The organism is uncultured Pseudomonas sp., from assembly GCF_913777995.1.
Classification (GTDB): Bacteria; Pseudomonadota; Gammaproteobacteria; order Pseudomonadales; family Pseudomonadaceae; genus Aquipseudomonas.
This window is the reverse complement of record NZ_CAJYVE010000030.1, coordinates 83462-102492: the sequence shown is the minus strand read 5'-3', so window position 1 is coordinate 102492 and position 19031 is coordinate 83462. Positions and strand designations below refer to the sequence as shown.

17 protein-coding genes and 1 pseudogene are annotated in these 19031 nt (G+C 62.7%); 9 read left to right on the top strand and 9 right to left on the bottom strand.

From position 1 onward, the window contains the following. Window positions 1-198 precede the first annotated feature (198 nt). From QZ497_RS13335 to QZ497_RS13320, 4 genes are all read right to left on the bottom strand, one after another. Window positions 199-1302 carry a polyamine ABC transporter substrate-binding protein gene (locus QZ497_RS13335; RefSeq protein WP_295475595.1) on the bottom strand — a complete coding sequence of 368 codons (1104 nt, stop codon included), beginning with the start codon at window positions 1300-1302 and terminating at the stop codon, window positions 199-201. After that, entirely contained in the window at window positions 1302-2345 is a 1044-nt protein-coding gene (locus tag QZ497_RS13330) for a histone deacetylase family protein (RefSeq protein WP_295475581.1), read from the bottom strand. Before QZ497_RS13330 ends, QZ497_RS13335 begins: the two co-directional genes overlap by 1 nt. 142 nt (window positions 2346-2487) lie before the next feature. Continuing rightward, window positions 2488-3480 (bottom strand): AraC family transcriptional regulator, encoded by a 993-nt coding sequence (locus tag QZ497_RS13325; protein WP_295475579.1) that lies wholly within the window; start codon window positions 3478-3480, stop codon window positions 2488-2490. A gap of 69 nt (window positions 3481-3549) precedes the next feature. After that, complete coding sequence (locus tag QZ497_RS13320; RefSeq protein WP_295475576.1) at window positions 3550-5253, bottom strand: ABC transporter ATP-binding protein/permease; 1704 nt, start codon at window positions 5251-5253, stop codon at window positions 3550-3552. A 199-nt stretch (window positions 5254-5452) separates the two neighbouring features. Between QZ497_RS13320 and fhuF the strand changes: the two genes are divergently transcribed. After that, window positions 5453-6136, top strand: a complete 684-nt coding sequence (gene fhuF, locus QZ497_RS13315) for a siderophore-iron reductase FhuF (RefSeq protein WP_295475593.1) — start codon at window positions 5453-5455, stop codon at window positions 6134-6136. A 206-nt stretch (window positions 6137-6342) separates the two neighbouring features. Here the strand turns inward: fhuF and alkB are convergent, their stop codons facing one another. From alkB to QZ497_RS13300, 3 genes are all read right to left on the bottom strand, one after another. Beyond that, the gene (alkB, locus tag QZ497_RS13310) at window positions 6343-6990 is read right to left on the bottom strand and encodes a DNA oxidative demethylase AlkB (protein ID WP_295475573.1); all 648 of its coding nucleotides are present in this window, start codon (window positions 6988-6990) and stop codon (window positions 6343-6345) included. 100 nt (window positions 6991-7090) lie between these two features. Continuing rightward, window positions 7091-7270 carry a hypothetical protein gene (locus tag QZ497_RS13305; protein WP_295475570.1) on the bottom strand — a complete coding sequence of 60 codons (180 nt, stop codon included), beginning with the start codon at window positions 7268-7270 and terminating at the stop codon, window positions 7091-7093. Window positions 7271-7294: 24 nt separating this feature from the next. Next, entirely contained in the window at window positions 7295-7600 is a 306-nt protein-coding gene (locus QZ497_RS13300) for a DUF1883 domain-containing protein (protein ID WP_295475567.1), read from the bottom strand. A 169-nt stretch (window positions 7601-7769) separates the two neighbouring features. On the opposite strand from QZ497_RS13300, the gene QZ497_RS13295 reads away from it, so the two are divergent. After that, the gene (locus QZ497_RS13295; protein WP_295475564.1) at window positions 7770-8120 is read left to right on the top strand and encodes a hypothetical protein; all 351 of its coding nucleotides are present in this window, start codon (window positions 7770-7772) and stop codon (window positions 8118-8120) included. Between the two features lie 304 nt (window positions 8121-8424). Here the strand turns inward: QZ497_RS13295 and QZ497_RS13290 are convergent, their stop codons facing one another. After that, window positions 8425-8706: a hypothetical protein gene (locus QZ497_RS13290; protein ID WP_295475561.1), complete on the bottom strand. Its 282-nt coding sequence runs from the start codon at window positions 8704-8706 to the stop codon at window positions 8425-8427. 243 nt (window positions 8707-8949) lie between these two features. Here QZ497_RS13290 and QZ497_RS13285 point away from each other — a divergent pair, with 243 nt between their 5' ends. The 4 genes and pseudogenes from QZ497_RS13285 to QZ497_RS13270 form a co-directional block, all read left to right on the top strand. After that, window positions 8950-10311: a UDP-glucose/GDP-mannose dehydrogenase family protein gene (locus QZ497_RS13285; RefSeq protein ID WP_295475560.1), complete on the top strand. Its 1362-nt coding sequence runs from the start codon at window positions 8950-8952 to the stop codon at window positions 10309-10311. A 45-nt stretch (window positions 10312-10356) separates the two neighbouring features. Beyond that, on the top strand, window positions 10357-11196 hold the full coding sequence (gene galU, locus QZ497_RS13280) for a UTP--glucose-1-phosphate uridylyltransferase GalU (protein WP_295475557.1): 840 nt from the start codon (window positions 10357-10359) through the stop codon (window positions 11194-11196). A gap of 121 nt (window positions 11197-11317) precedes the next feature. Then, entirely contained in the window at window positions 11318-12676 is a 1359-nt protein-coding gene (gorA, locus tag QZ497_RS13275) for a glutathione-disulfide reductase (RefSeq protein ID WP_295475555.1), read from the top strand. Between the two features lie 152 nt (window positions 12677-12828). Further along, window positions 12829-14469, top strand: a pseudogene (locus tag QZ497_RS13270) (ATP-binding protein); the annotation flags it as partial. Here the strand turns inward: QZ497_RS13270 and QZ497_RS13265 are convergent. Continuing rightward, window positions 14435-15442, bottom strand: coding sequence for a DNA-binding protein (locus QZ497_RS13265; protein WP_295475552.1), 1008 nt, complete (start codon window positions 15440-15442; stop codon window positions 14435-14437). The pseudogene QZ497_RS13270 and the gene QZ497_RS13265 sit on opposite strands and share 35 nt — an antisense overlap. 168 nt (window positions 15443-15610) lie before the next feature. Here QZ497_RS13265 and QZ497_RS13260 point away from each other — a divergent pair, with 168 nt between their 5' ends. From QZ497_RS13260 to ahpF, 3 genes are all read left to right on the top strand, one after another. Then, on the top strand, window positions 15611-16570 hold the full coding sequence (locus QZ497_RS13260; RefSeq protein WP_295475548.1) for a site-specific integrase: 960 nt from the start codon (window positions 15611-15613) through the stop codon (window positions 16568-16570). A 114-nt stretch (window positions 16571-16684) separates the two neighbouring features. Further along, entirely contained in the window at window positions 16685-17248 is a 564-nt protein-coding gene (gene ahpC, locus QZ497_RS13255; protein ID WP_295475545.1) for an alkyl hydroperoxide reductase subunit C, read from the top strand. 173 nt (window positions 17249-17421) lie between these two features. Next, complete coding sequence (gene ahpF / locus QZ497_RS13250) at window positions 17422-18984, top strand: alkyl hydroperoxide reductase subunit F (RefSeq protein ID WP_295475543.1); 1563 nt, start codon at window positions 17422-17424, stop codon at window positions 18982-18984. The last annotated feature ends 47 nt before the right edge of the window (window positions 18985-19031 follow it).

Here is a 19031-nt window from a genome sequence, read left to right as displayed (position 1 = left end):
AACCAAAAGTAACCCGCCGTAAAGGCGGAAAGGTGACTCAAGGGCACTGATGCTGCGGCGGGTGTACCCGGTCCAGATAGCCTGCCATTCGCGAGCAAGCTCCAACGGTCTAACTGATCAGTATTGGCTTTAGCTGCGAATCAGGCCAGCCAAGCCATGGCATGGGGCTGCTTCGCCACTGAAGCCGCTGCTGGCCACTCAGGTCCCTGACTTGATCCGTGTCCAGGCCCGGGTCCGGGCGCGTTCGCCGTCGCGGTTCAGCGGTTTGAGGGTATAGAGCGTGGCCATCGCCGCTTCGGTCGGGTACAGGTCCGGGTTGTTGCGAATCGCCGGGTCGACCTTGTCGGTGGCGTCCTTGTTCGGGTTGGGATAGCCCACGAAATCACTGATCGGCGCGATCACTTCCGGGCGCAGCAAGTAGTTGATGAAGGCGTGCGCATCCTCCGGGTTGGCCGCGCTCTTCGGAATCGCCAGCATGTCGAACCAGATCGGCGCGCCTTCCTTGGGCAGGCGCATGTCGACCACTACGCCGTTCTTGGCATCTCTGGCGCGATTGGCGGCCTGCGAAAAACTACCCGAGTAGCCGACGGCCACGCAGATGTCGCCATTGGCGATGTCGGCCATGTATTTGGACGAGTGGAAGTAGGTCACGTCCGGGCGGATCTTCAGCATCAATTGTTCGGCCTTCTGGTAGTCGGCCGGTTTGCTGGAGTTGGGGTCCAGGCCCAGGTACTGCAGGGCCAGCGGCATGATTTCCGAAGGCGAGTCGAGCATCGCCACGCCGCATTGCTTGAGCTTGCTGATGTTCTCGGGCTTGAAGATCAGGTCCCAGCTGTTCACCGGTGCGTTGTCACCCAGCACGGCCTTGACCTTGGCCGGGTTGAAGCCGATCAGGATGGTGCCGTACATGTAGGGCACCGCGTACTTGTTGCCGGGGTCGTTGGCTTCCAGCAGCTTCATCAGTTTCGGGTCCAGGTGCTGCCAGTTCGGCAGCTTGCTGCGGTCCAGCGGCTGGAACACCCCGGCTTCGATCTGCTTGGCCAGGAACATGTTCGACGGCACCACCACGTCGTAGCCGGAGTGTCCGGTGAGCAGCTTGGCTTCCAGGGCCTCGTTGGTGTCGAAGATGTCGTACACCAGGTTGATTCGGGTCTGTTCCTTGAAATCGGTAAGGGTCTTCGGCGTGATGTAGTCGAACCAGTTGTAGACCTTCAGGGTGCGGGGTTCGTCGGCCTGCACCAGGCTGCTGGCCAGGCCCGCACAGAGGGCGGCGGCCAGGGTGTTCTTGAGCAACTTGACCATCATTGGCCCTCCTTGCGGGCGGTTTCATAGCCTTCGAGCACGTTCACGGCATTGATGCCGATTTCTTCCACGGCGTAACCGCCTTCCATCACGAACAGCACCGGCAGGCCCAGTGCCGCGATGCGCCTGCCCATGGCCAGGTAGTCGGGGCTGTCGAGGGTGAATTGCGAGATCGGGTCTTCCTTGAACGTGTCCACGCCCAATGACACCACCAGCACCTCGGCCTGGTAGTCGTCGATGGCCGAACAGGCGGTTTCCAGTGCCTTGCGCCATTGCGCCCAGTTGCTGCCATGGGGCAGGGGCAGGTTGAGATTGCAGCCCTCGCCGTCGCCTTCGCCGGTTTCATCGGCATAACCGAGGAAAAACGGGAATTCGTTGTTCGGGTCGCCGTGAATGGAGGTGAAGAACACATCGCTGCGAGCGTAGAAGATCGACTGGGTGCCGTTACCGTGGTGATAGTCCACGTCGAGGATGGCCACACGCTGGCGACCCTGGTCGAGGAACGCCTGGGCGGCGATGGCGGCGTTGTTCAGATAGCAGTAGCCGCCCATCAGGTCGCTGGCGGCGTGGTGCCCCGGCGGCCGGCACAGCGCGAAGGCACTGTCGGCCCCGGCCTGCACGTGGGCCTGGGCGGTCAGTGCCACCTGCGCGGCACTGTAGGCGGCCTGCCAGGTGCCGGCGGTGATGGGGGCGCCAGCATCGAAACTGTAATAGCCCAGCTCGCCATGCAGGCCCTTGGGCTTGACCCGGCGCAAGGTGCGCGCCGGCCAGGTGAAGGGCAGCAGGTCGCCGTCCTGGCCCAGCGCCTCCCAGCGTGCCCAGGCGCCTTCGAAGAACGCCAGGTAATCAGCGCTGTGCACACGGGCGATGGGTGCCAGGCCATGGTCGCGCGGCGCTTGCACCGGCCCCAGCTCACGGGCCTTGACCCGGGTGAGAACGTGATCGGCGCGTGACGGCATCTCGAAGCAGGGCATCAGTTGCCCGTTGATCAGCTCGCAGCGTCCGTGGTGCAGATGATGGTCATCCGAGTAGATGGTCAGCATGGTCGTGCTCCGTGTGGCGGGTTGCCTGGCATTGTTTCGCCAGGCGGGCCGATTGGAGAACGGTGCGAACGGCCATAAGGGGATAGATATGGCCAATCTGTTTGACCGTATTTCGCCCTTTTTCAGGGCGCGCGCGCACGCTTCAGGTGCGGTAGTGACTGGGCGCGATGCCGCTCCAGCGCACGAAGGCATGGCGAAAACTCGCGGTTTCGCTGTAGCCCAGGGCTTCGGCGACGCGCTGCACCGGCCACTGCTGTTCGGCCAACAGCATCTTGGCGCGCTCGAAACGCAGGCTGTCGAGCAGGGCCTGGTAGCTGCTGCCCATGTCGTGCAGGTGGCGGCGCAGGCTGCGCGACGAGCAGTTCATCTGCCGCGCCAGGCCTTCCAGGCCCGGCGGACTGGCCAACTGCTCGGCCAGGTGCTGGCGAATCCTCCCCAGCCAGGCCTGGCGCCCGGTGAACTCGGCATTCTGTTGTCGGCAACGTTCGGCCATGGCGCGATGGGTCAGCCGGTCGGCCAGCGGCAGCGGTCGGCGCAGCCACTCGGCAGGAAAGGCAAAGCCGTGCTCCACGGCGTCGAAGCTTACCGGGCAGGGAAAGTTGCGTCGGTAGCGCTTGCTGTAGACGGGCGCCGGGTGGGCGAAGCGGGCCTGCTGCAAGGGCAGTGGGCGGCCCAGCAGGTCGTCGCAGATCACTTTCAGCGAGCCCAGGCACAGTTCGGCATTGAACACCGCCAGTTCAGGCTCCGAACGATAGTGCGTGGCCAGCAGCCAGGCCTGCTCGCCGCGCACCTCAAGGTGCAGCTCGAACAGCGTGCCGAGCAGGGCCGGGTAGCGCAGCGCCAGCTCCAGGGCGCTGCCCAGGGTGTCGCTGAGCAGCATCGCGTAGCCCAGCACGCCATAGGACGACACGTGCATGCGCTGGCCCAGCTCCAGGCCGAAGGTCTCACGCAGGGCCAGCGCATTGGCGCACACCCGGGCTTCCTGGGCAGTGGTGATGCGCGGGTCAGGCCGCGCCAGGTCGGCTTCGTCGATACCGCTGCCGACCAGCAGCTCGCGGGCCGGCACGCCGTCTTCACGCAGGGTTTCGAGAATCAGCGAGACCGCATTGAGGGTGGTGAGGTGGGTGTGGAGCATGCTGTGGACCTGCTGGAGGCGGGGCAACCTGGCCGATGGTGCCGTGCTTGCAGGCAAAAACCAAGCCGCTCACACCACCGGCGCGACCTGCCGCTGCGACCAGTTCGCCGGGTCGTGCAGCTCCAGAACCTGCCAGTGGAAACGCTCCAGCGAGGCATTGTGGCCAACGCTGATCAGAATGCTGTCGGGCAGGTGCTGCTTGAGCAACTGGTAGCAGCGCGTTTCGTTGGCGGCGTCCAGGGCCGAGCTGCTTTCGTCGAGAAACAGCACGGCAGGGCGGGTCAGCAGGGCGCGGACGAAGGCGCAGCGCTGTTGTTCACCGACGCTCAGGGTCTGCGCCCAGTCGTGCTGCTGGTCCAGTTGCTCGGTCAGGTGCTGCAGGCCGACCTGCTGCATGGCCTGGCGAACCGCCCCATCGGCGTCAGCTTGCGGCGGCTTGGGATACCACAGGGCTTCGCGCAGGCTGCCCAAGGGCAGGTAGGGCTTCTGCGAAAGGGTCAGTGCCTGCTCACGGTCGTAGCTGGCCGTACCTTGGGCGTGTGGCCACAGGCCGGTGATGGCGCGGATGAGCGTGGACTTGCCAGACCCGGACGGTGCGCTGATCAACAGGCTGTCGCCGGGTGCCAGTGACAGGTTGAAGCCTTCGAGCAGGCGCCGGCCGCCGGGCAGCCAGATGTCCAGGTCGTGGATGGCGAGGCCGTCACGCTGTTGCCGGGCTTCGACACCCGACTTGACTTCGACGTTGTCCAGGCGCTCCTGGAAGCCGATGAGCCGGTCGACCACCGATTTCCACGCCGCCAGCTCCGGGAACACCTCGACCAGGTAGGCGATGGCCGCATGCACTTCGCCAAAGGCGGCGCTGATCTGCGTCAGGCGGCCAAGGGGAAAGGCGCCGGCGAAGAACTGCGGGGCCATGATGAACATGGGGATGACCGTGGCACTGCGCAGGTAGAAGGTCGAGTAGCCCATGATCAGTTTCTGCTTCTTCACCAAGGCCCAGAAGTTCTCCAGGGCCGCTTCAAGGCGTTGGTGGAAACGCTGGTTCTCCACTGCTTCGCCCTGGTACAGCGCCACCGAGTCGGCGTTTTCCCGTAGGCGCATCAGCGCGAAGCGAAAGTCGGCCTCGCGGCGCTGTTGCACGAAGTTCAGGCGCGGCAGGGCACGGCCCAGCCAGAACGCCAGGCCGGTGCCGGCCAGGGCATAGAGCAGGGCGATCCACACCAGCAGCCCTGGTATGACAAGCGAATCTCCGGCGAACGGCACGCTGACCAGGCTGGAGGCTTGCCAGAGGATGTGCAGGAAGGAAAACAGCGACACCACCGAGGTCAGCACGCCCAGCGACAGCTTCAGCGACTTGACGATGAACAGGTCGATGTCCTCGGCGATGCGCTGGTCGGGGTTGTCGACTTCGTTTTCCGTCAGCTTGAGCTTCTGGTAACGCTGTTGGCCCAGCCACTGTTCGAGCATGTTGTGCGTGGCCCAGCGGCGCCAGCGCAGGGTCAGCTTCTGTTGGAAGTGGAAGGCCGCCACGGTGAAGGTCGCGGTGCCGATCTGCAGCAGGATGAACTGCAGGCCACCGATCAGGAAACCGTGGTAGTCCTTCTCTTGCAGCGCATTGTAGAAGTGCAGGTTCCAGAAGTTGTTGAGAATGTTGACGCCGACCAGCCCCAGGGTCATCGCCACCGTGGCCACCAGCAACAGCAAGGCCGGGTATTTCTCTTCCGAGGTCCAGAAAGGCTTTGCGATGCGCCAGAAATTGCGAAGAGTGTGCATGAAATCCTGGTAGGTCCGGTCGCGTGCGACGTTGAGTTTGCAAGGGAGGAAAGATAGGATCGGACAATGCTAATTGTTTGCATTCATTAGGGAAAGTAACGGGGGACCTGTCATCGAATTTCCAGCGTGGCTCAACCAGGCCTGGCCGCCCATCCAACGGGTGGTGCGGAGTAACGCCGATGGCGAGCCTTCCATTCCCCTGAACCGGCTGGCCGACCCGGCTCGACTCAAGCCGCAGCTCGAACGTTTCGCGCTGCTCTATCCGGGGGTAAACCGCGCTGCCGTGGTGTCGCAGTGGTCGATGAACTACATGAGCATCACCTTGCCCGCCACCCTGGCCTGTGTGCTGACCCGTGGCGTGGCGGTGGACTTCTGGAGCGGCCAGCATGCGCTGGTTCATGAGGACGGCCAGCCCCGCGCCCTGGCCCTGGACAATCCGCCACAGCCCCTGGCTGAAGCCGAGCGTGCCGCCTACTGGTCACGACTGGTCCACGAGCATCTGGCTCCGCTGTTCACCACCCTGGCCGCTGCCGGAGGTCTGGCACCGAAGATTGTCTGGGGCAACATGGTGGCGATCTGGGACGGGGCTTTCATGCGCATGGACCCTGACCTGAGCCATGCCGGCTTCGCCGAGGCGCACGCCTGGCTGGAGCCGGTGGCGGTTAATGACGGACGTCTCAAGCTGCGCGGCCTGCAACGCATGGTCGAGTCACCGGCCCCCGAACTGTGTGCACAACTGCCGTTGCGCCGCCACTGCTGCCTGCATTACCAGCTGCACGCGCCGGTGGAAGGCGAACCCCCGGTGCTCTGCGAGTCGTGCCCCAAACTGCACCGCCTGCCGGTGGCGGAGCAGATCAGCTACCTGCATCACATCTACGATTGACCCGTCGGGTTGGTTAGCACTGATCGATTAAGCGCTGTGCGGCGTGATGGGCTCGGTGGGAGCGGCTTTAGCCGCGAAAGCGCCGGGAACTTCACTGCATCTGTCGCGAACACGTGGTCGCTTCGCGGCTGAAGCCTCTCTTACCCGGCCTGACTGGCCCGTATTGCGGCTAAGGCGGCTCCGAATCATGCCCGAATAGGAGGGGGTCAGCCGGCCTTGCGAAAGGTCAGGTTGATGCGCTGGGCGCCGAAGCGGGGGTGTTCGCCCTCGGCCAGCGGCAGGATGCCGTGGAAACGCAGCCGGTCGGCGCCGCCCCATACCAGCACGTCGCCGTGGAACAGCGGCACGCGCTGGGTCTTGTCAGTGCGCTGCAGCCCACCGAACTGGAACACCGCCGGCAGGCCGAGGGAAACCGAGACCACCGGCCATGAATGGTCGCGCTCGTCTTTGTCCTGATGCAGCGACATTTTCGCGCCCGGTACGTAGCGGTTGATCAGGCAGGCGTCCGGTTCGAATGCCTGGAAACCGGCCTGTTGCGCAGCCTCGCCCGCCAAGGCCCGCCAGGCGTCGGGCATCGGCGGCCAGGGCTGGCCGGTCAACGGGTCGGTGGCGCTGTAGCGGTAGCCACGCCTGTCAGTGATCCAGCCAAGCTCGCCGCAGCAGGTCATGGCGGCCGACATCCGGTAGCCACTTGGCGTGTACATATGGCGAAAGGGCGAGCGCGCCTCGATCTGTTCCAGCAGTGCCGGCCAGCTTTCGGCTTGCGGCAAGGCATGGCCACGCAGCAGCACAGCCGAGGGCCCCAGGGTTTCGCGGCCTTGGGGCGTGTCGTCGGAAAACAGGTCGAAGGTCATGGGGGCGGCTCTCTAAAGGCGCCGGGCGGTGGTTCCGCCCATCCGCGGCAGGTCGCGCTTGGCCGGTAACCCGCCAGACTGATCTGGCGGGCGTGGCGTCTTACAAGGCCTTGCTGACCTTGACGTCGCTGATCACGTCGTCGCCCTGGCCATGCATCTTTTCCAGTGCGGCACGGGCCTCTTCGACGCTGGCCGATTGCAGGTAGGCGAATTCGAAGCGGCGCTCACCGTTGAGTTTGTAGCTGACGGCGAACTTGGTGGTCGGGGTAGGGCTGGTCACGGTCACTCCTGGATTGTTACGGCTTCAGCCAAGCCGCGAAGGCGAGCGGCGCACGATCTTGATCGAGTGGGTGAAGGTCGGCTTGTGGCTGGGGTTCTTGTCCGGCTTGCGGCCGGTGGTGTCGATGGTGATGTTCCAGAATCCGGAGCTGGGTACGGTGATCTTGGCCGGGAACCGGTCGAAGGCGCCGCCATGGTACGTATGCCGGCCGCCGTTCTTGAAGCTGCGGAAATTCGCGTCGTTCATCAGGCGGATATTGCAGGTACGCGAGCATTCGATGACGACCAGGTCGTCTTCGTTGAGGTGCTCACGCTGGTGTACGAACTTCATGGGTGTCTCCGGAAACAGGCTGTCGCGCAAAAGCGAAACGATAACACGAGGCAATCGGGGTTTTGTGCAATGGCGCACAGTTATTTGCCCGTGATGGCAAAAAGTTAAGCGGCTGGGGATCTTATTCACCTGCCGCTGGTCCTACCGGCTTTCATATTGGAGCAACGACATGAAACTGGCCGTGGTAATCCTGGCCCTGGCGACCTTGGCCGGGTGCGCGACTGTCGAGGACATCGAGCATTCGCCGGCGACGCTGAGCGTCATTTCCGGCAAGAAACCCAACGAATACGCCGATTGCGTCATCGGCAAGCTGGGTAGCGACCGTGAGCCGCCAATGATGACGGCGCGCAATGACGGCGTGCGGCTGATCGTGGCGCAGAAACTGACCGACAGCCCTGCGGCGGTGATCGACATCGACGAGCGCTCCAGTGGCAGCTCGATCAAGGTGCATGAGCGTATGAACAACCTGCCGATCCGTGGCGACGTGAAGCGCGCTGCCGAGGCGTGCATTTCCGGCTGATCGCAATCCGGGCCGTCAGGGCCTGTAGGCGCTTTCGCGGCTAAAGCCAATACTGGTCAGTTAGGCCGGGTAGGAGCGGCTCAGCCGCGAAGCGACCGCATGTTCGCAACAGATGCAGTGAGTTTCCTGACGCTTTCGCGGCTAAAGCCGCTCCCACCGGGCCACATGCCGCTTAACCGAGCAGTATTGCGACTAAAGCCCATACTGGTCAGCTCGCTCCAGCAAAAGCCGGGAAGCGCCTGATCGGTATTCGGCCAAGGCCGTTCCCACCGAGCCTGACTGGCCCGTATGGGGTTGTGATCGCTTATTTGCACACCACCAGGACGCTGCGGTGCTTGTAGTTGCCGACATCCAGGCCCAGGGTCTTGTCTTCGGCTTCCGGTTGCGGCGTGCCATCGGTGCCGATGATCTCGTAGCCGGTACCGGCACAGGAGTCGTCCGCCTTCTCATAGCATTTCGCCCAGGAATTGGCTTCGCCCGAACAGTCGATGCTCAAGCCCTGTTGGCCGTTCTTCATATAGGTCGGGGAGGCGGTGGCGCACGCGGTGAGGCCCAGTACGGCAATCAGGGGCAGCAGTCTGATCATGGTGTTCGCTTCGGAAAATAGGCTCTAGGGTAGGCGTTTCAGGCATACCTCTGCGCAATTTGCCGGCCCTGGCGGGCTGGTGGCGCAGTGGGCGTCCTGATCGAGGTGTTGGACAGGGCGCGCATGCCATCGTTCCGCCATAAGTTACCGCATCGAGAGGGTCATGCGGCTGTCTTTCGATGGTCACGATGCTGCAATCCGCTACAGGTGCAATTGTTGCAAATCCTGTCAGGAGACACGGTCATGCGACTTTGCATCATTGGCGCCGGTTATGTCGGGTTGGTCACCGCCGCCTGCTTCGCGGAAATGGGCAACCAGGTGGTGTGTGTCGAGCGCGACCCCGACCGCCTGGCGGCGCTGCGTCGCGGTGAGTGCCCGATTCATGAGCCGGGGCTGGACGCGATGCTCGCGCAGCAGCGGCTCAGTGGCCAGCTGTTGTTCACCGGGCAGTTGCTCGAAGGATTGCGCCAGGTCGACATCGTGTTCATCGCCGTCGGTACACCGGCCCAGGAGGACGGTTCGGCGGACCTCAGCCACGTGCTGGAAGTCGCCGATCAACTGGGGCGCCACCTGAGCCGCGCCTGCCTGGTAGTGAACAAGTCCACCGTGCCGGTCGGAACCTGCGAGGCAGTGGCCCAGCGCATCAATCGCCAGCTGGCCAGCCGCAGCCTCGACTGGCGCATCAGCGTGGCCAGCAATCCGGAGTTTCTCAAGGAAGGCGCAGCCATCGAGGATTTCATGCGCCCGGACCGCGTCATCATCGGCTGCGATGAGCCGCACAGTGCCGAACTGCTGCAGCGCCTCTACAGCCCGTTCCTGCGCAATCGTGACCGGGTGCTGGTCATGGGCCTGCGTGCGGCGGAGTTCAGCAAGTATGCGGCCAACGCCTTTCTGGCGACGAAGATTTCCTTCATCAATGAAATGGCGGCGCTGTGCTCGCTTCTGGACGTGGACATCGAGCAGGTGCGTCATGGCATCGGCAGTGACCGGCGTATCGGCACCCACTTCATCTATGCCGGGTGCGGTTATGGGGGTTCGTGCTTTCCCAAGGACGTGCGTGCGCTGATCAGCACGGCCCGGCAGCAAGGCTTCGACCCGCAGATCCTGCGTGCGGTACAGGCGCGCAACACGTTGCAGAAGACCCTGCTGTTCGAGGCGCTGCACCAGCATTTCGGCGGTTACCTGCAGGGACGGGTGGTCGCGGTCTGGGGGCTGGCGTTCAAGCCGGGTACCGACGATATCCGCGAAGCCCCGAGCCTGGTGCTGATCGACGCCCTGCTGGCCGCCGGGGCGCGGGTACAGGCCACTGATCCGGCGGCCATGGCAGCAGTGGCGCGGCGTTATCCGGACGCGATCGGCAATGCTCAGCTAGTCTTGTGCGAGACCTTGTACGGCTGTGCGCAAGGCGCCGACGCCGTGGTGCTGGTGACCGAATGGAAGCAGTTTCGCCAGCCCGACTTCTTGCGGATTCGCGGCGCCATGCGCATGCCGGTGCTCTTCGATGGTCGCAATATCTATGACCGGGCGGAACTATCCGGCCATGGATTCCTCTATCACGGGATAGGACGGCCAGTGGCGGGGCATTGTAAGGTGACCGCCGCCTGATTAGACTGCGCCGACAATGCCCACAGCCCTTGACTAAGGACTTATATGATCAAGAAATGCTTGTTCCCTGCAGCCGGTTACGGCACTCGCTTTTTGCCAGCGACCAAAGCCATGCCCAAAGAGATGCTGCCAGTGGTCAACAAGCCACTGATTCAATACGGCGTTGAAGAGGCACTTCAAGCAGGCCTGCGGGAAATCTCCATCGTGACTGGCCGCGGCAAGCGCGCGCTGGAAGACCATTTCGACATCAGCTACGAACTCGAGCACCAGATCAAAGGCACCGACAAGGAAAAATACCTGGTCGGCATCCGTCGCCTGATCGACGAGTGCAGCTTCTCGTACACCCGTCAGACCGAAATGAAAGGCCTGGGCCATGCGATCCTCAGTGGTCGCCCGCTGATCGGCAACGAGCCGTTCGCCGTGGTGCTGGCGGACGACCTGTGCGTCAACCTCGACGGTGACGGCGTGCTGCAGCAGATGGTCAAGCTGTACAACCACTATCGTTGCTCGATCGTTGCCATCCAGGAAGTCGATCCAGCGGAAACCAACAAGTACGGCGTGATCGCCGGTGAAGAAATCAAACCGGGCCTGTACCGCGTCAACGACATGGTCGAGAAGCCGAAGCCCGAAGATGCACCGTCCAACCTGGCGATCATCGGTCGCTACATCCTGACCCCGGACATCTTCGAGCTGATCGAGCAGACCGAGCCGGGCAAGGGCGGTGAGATCCAGATCACCGACGCCCTGATGAAGCAGGCTGCCCAGGGCAATGTGCTGGCCTACAAGTTCAAAGGTCAGCGTTTCGACTGTGGTGGCGCCGAAGGCTACATCGAGGCCACCAACTTCTGCTTCGAGAATTTCTACAAGACCGGCAAGGCGTTCTGATTCCGCCTGCGTCGCCCCTAAAGCCATCCCGCACAGGCCGTGCGGGATGGCTTTTTAGTTTCTGTGTAATGCGCCGGGCGGTTATGCTCTGGAACATTTCTGCCAACTGAAGGAGAAGACAGTGGCTTACGACTTCGATCTGTTCGTCATCGGTGCCGGCTCCGGCGGTGTGCGCGCTGCGCGTTTCGCCGCCGGGTTCGGGGCCAGGGTCGCGGTGGCGGAAAGCCGTTACCTGGGCGGCACCTGCGTCAACGTCGGCTGCGTGCCCAAGAAGCTGCTGGTCTATGGCGCGCACTTCGCCGACGATTTCGCCAACGCCAGGGGGTTTGGCTGGAGCCTTGACGAGCCGACTTTCGACTGGCCAACCCTGATCGCCAACAAGGACAAGGAAATCCAGCGCCTGAACGGTATCTACCGCAAGTTGCTGGCCGACAGCGGCGTGACCCTGGTCGAAGGGCATGCCCGGCTCACCGGCCCGCATGGGGTGGAAGTCGACGGCAAGACCTATAGCGCCGAGCGCATTCTGATCGCCACCGGCGGCTGGCCGCAGGTGCCCGACGTTCCAGGTCGTGAGCACGCCATTACCTCCAACGAAGCCTTCCACCTGGACAACCTGCCCAAGCGCATCATCGTGGTTGGCGGTGGCTACATCGCCGTGGAGTTCGCCTCGATCTTCAATGGCCTGGGCGCGCAAACCACCCTGGCCTATCGTGGTGAACTGTTCCTGCGTGGTTTCGACGGCGGCGTGCGCACGCATCTGCACGAAGAGCTGGTCAAGCATGGCCTGGACGTGCGTTTCAACTGCGACATCAGTCGCATCGACAAGCAGGCCGATGGCAGCCTCAAGGTGAGCCTGAAGGACGGTGGCATTCTGGATACCGATTGCGTGTTCTACGCGACGGGGCGCCGACCGATGCTCGATAACCTCGGCATGGAAAATGTCGACGTGCAGCTTGACGAGCAGGGTTACATCAAGGTGGACGAGCACTATCAGACCAGCGAACCGTCGATTCTGGCGCTGGGCGACATCATCGGTGGTGTGCAGCTGACACCGGTGGCGCTGGCCGAAGGCATGGCCATCGCGCGCCGTCTGTACAAACCCGAGCAATATCGCCCGGTGGACTACAATCACATCCCGACGGCGGTTTTCAGCCTGCCGAATCTCGGCACCGTGGGGCTTACCGAAGAGCAGGCGCTCGAACAGGGCTATTCGGTGCAGGTGTTCGAAAGTCGTTTCCGGCCCATGAAGCTGACCCTCACCGATGATCAGGAACGCACTTTCATGAAGCTGGTCGTCGATGCCAAGAGCGACCGTGTGCTGGGTTGCCATATGGTCGGTCCGGATGCCGGGGAGATCGTGCAGAGCCTCGCCGTGGCGCTCAAGGCCGGTGCGACCAAGCGTGTGTTCGACGACACGCTCGGGGTGCATCCGACCGCTGCCGAAGAGTTCGTCACGATGCGCAGCCCGGTATCGCGCTGAGCAGTACCTGCCATGCCCGGGATTCAGGATGATGACCGGGCTGACCCCTTCTTCAAGGATGGATTCCACAGTTGAGAACCCCTACGCCGACGGCGGCCATGCCCGTGAACCCAGCACATCCGGATGATGACGAGCGACGACAGCTCGATACTCTGCGCGAAAGCGAGCGGCAGTTCAGGAGTCTGGCCGACAACATGAGCCAATTGGCCTGGACGGCGGATCCCGCCGGGCATATCCATTGGTACAACGAGCGCTGGTACGCCTATACCGGGGCTTCGCTGGAGGCGATGCAGGCGCTGGGCTGGCGCGCGCTTCATCATCCGGATCACCACCAGCGGGTCACGGCGCGCCTCAGGCATTGCTTCGCCACCGGCTCGGTGTGGGAAGACACCTTCCCGCTGCGCAGCAAGGACGGCGTGTTTCACTGGTTTCTGTCGCGAGCCTTGCCGATCCGCGATTGCCAGGGGCACATCACCCATTGGCTGGGTACCCACACCGATATCACCGCCCAGGTCAACGCGGAGGAGGCCCTGCGCGAACTCAACGAGAGCCTGGAGCTGCGTGTCGCCGAGCGCACCCGTGAGCTGGCCGAAGCCAATCAGCGCCTGCAGGTGGAGATCGCCGAGCGAGCGCAGGCCGAAGAAGCGCTGCGCCACGCGCAGAAGATGGATGCCATCGGGCAACTGACCGGAGGCATCGCCCATGACTTCAATAACATGCTCACCGGTGTGCTCGGTGCCCTGGATCTGATCCGTCGGCGCCTGGCGGCGGGTCGTGTGCAGGAAGTGGGCAAGTACATCGAGGCGGCAGTCACCTCGGCCAACCGCGCGGCAGCGCTGACCCAGCGTCTGCTGGCCTTCGCGCGGCGCCAGTCGCTGACTACGCGGCCCGTGCAGTTGAACGAGCTGGTCGCGTCGATGGAAGAGCTGCTGCGGCGTACCATCGGCGAGAGCATCGAGTTGTGCATCGACCTGCAGGATCAGCAGCGAGTCATTCGTACCGACGAGCACCAACTGGAAAACGCCTTGCTCAACCTGGTGATCAATGCTCGTGACGCGATGCCGGAGGGCGGGCGCCTGTGGGTGCGCAGCCAGGTGGTGCAGGTTGACGTGCGTCAGGGCGACCTGGCGCCTGGCGAGTATGTACAGCTGAGCGTCGAAGACTCCGGTTGCGGCATTCCGGCAGATGTGCTCGAACGGGTCTTCGATCCGTTCTTCACCACCAAACCCATCGGTCAGGGCACCGGACTGGGTTTGTCGATGGTCTATGGCTTCATGAAGCAGACCGGCGGGCACGTGCGTATCGACAGTGCCGAGGGGCGGGGCGCGTGTATTTCGCTGTTTCTGCCTTGTGAGTGGTGTGCCGCCGACAGTCAGGCCGTTACTGCTGACCAGCCCTTGGCGCCGCGGGCCAGTGAAGGTGAATGCGTGCTGGTGGTCGAGGACGAAGAGGCGGTGCGCATGATGGTGGTCGATGCCTTGCGCGAGCTGGGCTACACCGCACTGCAGGCGGCTGATGGTGCGGGTGCCATTACCCATCTGCAGCGCACCGAACGTATCGACCTGCTGATCAGTGATGTCGGCCTGCCAGGGCTCAACGGTCGGCAACTGGCCGAGATCGCCCGGCAGTTTCGCCCCGGGCTGCGGGTGCTGTTCATGACCGGTTATGCGCGTAACGCGCAGGTTCGCCAGGATCTGCAAGACTCGGGTATGGACATGCTGGCCAAACCTTTCAATGTCGATGAGCTGGCGGCGCGGGTCAGGCAGATGCTGGAGGCTGAGTCGCTGCGCTAGGCGCTTGCTGTGCATCGAAGCGGGCCTGGAGATTTTCCAGGGCTGCTTCCTTGCGGCTCAGCAGCAACTCCAGCATGCGACCTTGCTGCTGCGCCTCGCTCAATTGCTGCCGAGCCGTGGCGCCATCCTGCTGTGCGGCCTGCAAGCGCACCTCCAGCTGGGCACTGCGGGTTATCGCTTTGTGCTGTTCGCTGCTGGCCTTTTCGGCCTGTTTCAAGGCTTTGTCCAGCTGTAGCTGGCACTGCTGCAGGTCGCGACCGGTACTGCGCTGTTCGGCGAGCAGGCGTTCGTTGTCGCGATTGAGCAGGGTGATGGATTCCTGATGCAGCGCCAGGGTCTGGCGTGCCTGACGCAATTCCATCTGCAATTGCTGGAGCTGCCCTTCATGGCGTTGCTGGTCCTGTTCGCGCTGCTCCTTTACGGCATTGCGGTAATGCTCCAGGGCCTCGCGAGCATGTCGGTGCTTGTCTTCCAGTGAGGCGATCTGGCGGTCGCGGTCTTCCAGGCGGCCGTGCAGATCCTGGCTGGCCTGGTTCAACCGCGCATTGTCCAGCATCGCCTGACGCAGGGTTTCGCGAGTCTGTTCCAAAGCCTGGTCGCTGGCTTGCAGCGCTTGCGCTTGTGTATCGCAGCGTTCCTGCAATGCCCGCAATTGGCGAGTGAGCTGCGCCAGTTCCTCGCGCTGTTCGGCGCGATCTTCATCCATCCGCTGCTGCGCCTGATCGATGCGCTCCTGGGCCTGGCCCTGCAGGCGTGCGGCCAAGTGTGCCACCAGTTCGGCCAACTCATCGTTGATCGACGGGGCAGGGGTGTCGTGGCTTTCCAGTTCCTTCAGGTAGCGGTGAATGGTGGTTTTCGAGCCGGTATTGCCCATTTCCACCCGTACAGCGTCGATGCTCGGATGCTCGCCACGTGCGATCAGGGCCTGTCGGGCCTTTTGCACCAGTGCCTTGTTGATTCCGCCGCGCGCCATGCCTGCTCCTACGATTACGTACTGTGGTATGTACCCTGTAATTACATACTAAATATTGCTTTTTAGGTAGTGGATATTGCCGGTTATTTCACGCGGGATATTGGCGTATTATCCCGTGTCATTGCCTTTTGAGCGTGTTCAAGGGCGTTCGCCAGTACGGAATCCCCCATGAGTGACGTAGATCGCTACATCGCCGCGGCCACCCGGGACAACACCCGGCGCAGCTATCAGGCCGCTATCGAGCACTTCGAAGTGGTGTTCGGCGGCTTCCTGCCTGCCACCAGCGAGAGCGTGGCGCGTTATCTGGCTTGCTATGCCGGGGAGTTGTCAGTGAATACCTTGAAGTTGCGTCTTTCCGCGCTGGCCCAGTGGCATGCCAGCCAGGGTTTCGTTGACCCGACCCGGGCACCGGTGGTGCGCAAGGTGCTCAAGGGCATTCGTGCCTTGCATCCGGCGCAGGAAAGACAGGCCGAACCTTTGCAACTGGCAGACCTGGAACGGGTGATCGACTGGCTGGAGGAGACTGCCGCGCAGGCGCAGCGCCAGCATCGACATGCAGAGGTCTTGCGCTGTCGCCGCGATGCTGCATTGATTCTGTTGGGTTTCTGGCGTGGCTTTCGCAGCGATGAGCTGTGCCGCTTGCAGGTCGAGCACGTCAAGGCGGTGGCGGGAACGGGGATTACTCTGTATCTGCCGCGCAGCAAGAGCGACCGTGACTACGCCGGGCGCAGTTTCCAGACGCCGGCACTGCAGCGGCTGTGTCCGGTGCAGGCCTACCTGGCGTGGCTCGACTGCGCCGCCCTGGAGGATGGGCCGGTATTTCGCAGTATCGATCGCTGGGGCAACCTGGGCGAGGCGGGGTTGCATCCCAACAGTGTGATTACCCTGTTGCGCCAAGCCTTCGCGCGCGCCGGTCTGCGCGGACAGGCCTACAGCAGCCACTCACTGCGGCGAGGTTTTGCGACCTGGGCGCATCAGAACGGCTGGGACCTCAAGTCGTTGATGGCCTATGTAGGCTGGAAAGACATGAAGTCAGCCATGCGCTACATTGAGATTTCCCCGTTCGGTGCCATGGCCAGGCTGGAAGCGGGCAGCAAGATTTCTTCTATTGATAAGGAGCCTTCATAGTGAAAAGCAATCGTTGGCATCGACTTTCCCAATGAGCCATGCCCGGCGATTGTGAGTAAGCTTCTTTCCATCGAATCGCAACCCTTCAACTCACACACCCATGGAGATTCACAGATGCCTATCATCAACAGCCAAGTCAAACCGTTCAAAGCTACCGCTTTCAAAGACGGCAAGTTCGTTGACGTCTCGGATGCCGACCTGAAAGGCAAGTGGTCTGTGGTGTTCTTCTACCCAGCCGACTTCACCTTCGTCTGCCCGACCGAACTGGAAGACCTGGCTGACAACTACGCCGAGTTCCAGAAACTGGGCGTCGAGATCTACAGCGTTTCCACCGACACCCACTTCGCCCACGCTGCCTGGCACAACACCTCGCCAGCCATCGGCAAGATCAAGTACACCATGATCGGCGACCCAACCCTGGCCATTTCGCGCAACTTCGACGTGCTGATCGAAGAAGCCGGTCTGGCTGACCGCGGTACTTTCGTGATCAACCCTGAAGGCCAGATCAAGATCGTTGAAATCAACGACGGCGGTGTAGGCCGTGACGCTTCCGAGCTGCTGCGCAAGATCAAGGCTGCTCAGTACGTTGCCGCTCACCCGGGCGAAGTCTGCCCAGCCAAGTGGAAAGAAGGCGAGGCTACCCTGGCTCCTTCCCTGGACCTGGTCGGCAAGATCTGATCCGCATGAAGTTGATCGGGGCGCCGTACGCTAATCCGTAAACCTCAATCGCCCCGTCAAACGCCCGGGCGGTCATCGCCTGGGCGTTTTCATTTATAGGCATCGAAAGAACATGGCAGCGCCATCGCCGCCTGCTCGTTCGAGCCGTCAGCCTGAAGACAGGAAGCCGAAACATGTTGGACGCCAATCTTAAAGCCCAGTTGAAATCCTACCTGGAGCGGACTACTCGCCCCATCGAGATCCAGGCCTCCCTCGATGACGGCGCCAAGTCCCAGGAAATGCTCTCGCTGCTGCAAGACGTTGTCAGTGCCGGCAAGGACATCAGCCTGTCCACCGAGGGTACCGATGCGCGCAAGCCATCCTTTACCCTGAACAGCCCCGGGCAGAACATCAGCCTGCGTTTCGCCGGTATCCCGATGGGGCATGAATTCACTTCGCTGGTCCTGGCCCTGCTGCAGGTTGGTGGTTATCCACCGAAAATCAGTGAAGAAACCATCGAGCAGGTGCGCGCCTTGCAGGGCGAGTTCCGCTTCGAAACCTATTTCTCGCAGTCCTGCCAGAACTGCCCGGACGTCGTCCAGGCACTCAACCTGATGGCAGTACTGAACCCTGGCATCAAGCATGTCGCCATCGACGGCGCGCTGTTCCAGGACGAAGTCACCGATCGCAAGATCATGTCGGTGCCCAGCATCTACCTCAACGGCGAAGTGTTCGGCCAGGGCCGCATGGGCCTGGAAGAAATCCTCGCCAAGATCGACACCGGTGCCAGTGCTCGCCAGGCCGACAAGCTCAACGCCAAGCAGGCCTTCGATGTGCTGGTGATCGGCGGCGGCCCTGCCGGTGCGGCAGCGGCGGTGTACTCGGCGCGCAAGGGCATCCGTACCGGTGTTGCAGCCGAGCGTTTCGGCGGGCAGGTGCTGGACACCATGGCCATCGAGAACTTCATCTCCGTGCAGCACACCGAGGGGCCGAAGCTGGCCGTGGCGCTCGAAGAGCACGTCAAGCAGTATGAAGTCGACATCATGAACCTGCAGCGCGCCGACCAGTTGATTCCTGGCAAGGACGGCGAGCTGCATGAAGTGAAGTTCGCCAGCGGCGCAAGCCTCAAGGCCAAGACCCTGATCCTGGCCACCGGTGCGCGCTGGCGTGAAATGAACGTGCCAGGCGAAAAGGAATACCGTAACCGTGGCGTGGCCTACTGCCCGCACTGCGATGGCCCGCTGTTCAAGGGTAAGCGCGTGGCGGTGATCGGCGGCGGCAACTCGGGCGTCGAGGCGGCCATCGACCTGGCCGGTATCGTTTCACATGTGACGCTGCTGGAGTTCGACAGCAAGCTGCGCGCCGATGCGGTGTTGCAGCGCAAGCTCAACAGCCTGCCGAACGTCACGGTGCTGACCAGTGCGCAGACCACCGAAGTGACGGGGGACAGCGAGAAGGTCAACGGCCTGCGCTACAAGGATCGCGTCAGCGGCGAAGAGCAGCTCATCGAGCTGGAAGGTATCTTCGTACAGATCGGCTTGCTGCCCAACAGCGAATGGCTGAAGGGCGTCATCGAGCTGTCGCCGCGGGGCGAGATCGTCGTCGACCCGCGTGGCGAGACTTCGGTGCCAGGTGTATTCGCTGCCGGTGATGTGACGGTTGCGCCCTACAAGCAGATCATCATCGCTCTGGGAGAGGGCGCCAAGGCCTCGCTGAGCGCTTTCGATCACTTGATCCGCACCAGCGCTCCGGCCTGATCGACCCAGCGGTAAACAAAAAGCCCCGGTTGCGAAAGCAGCCGGGG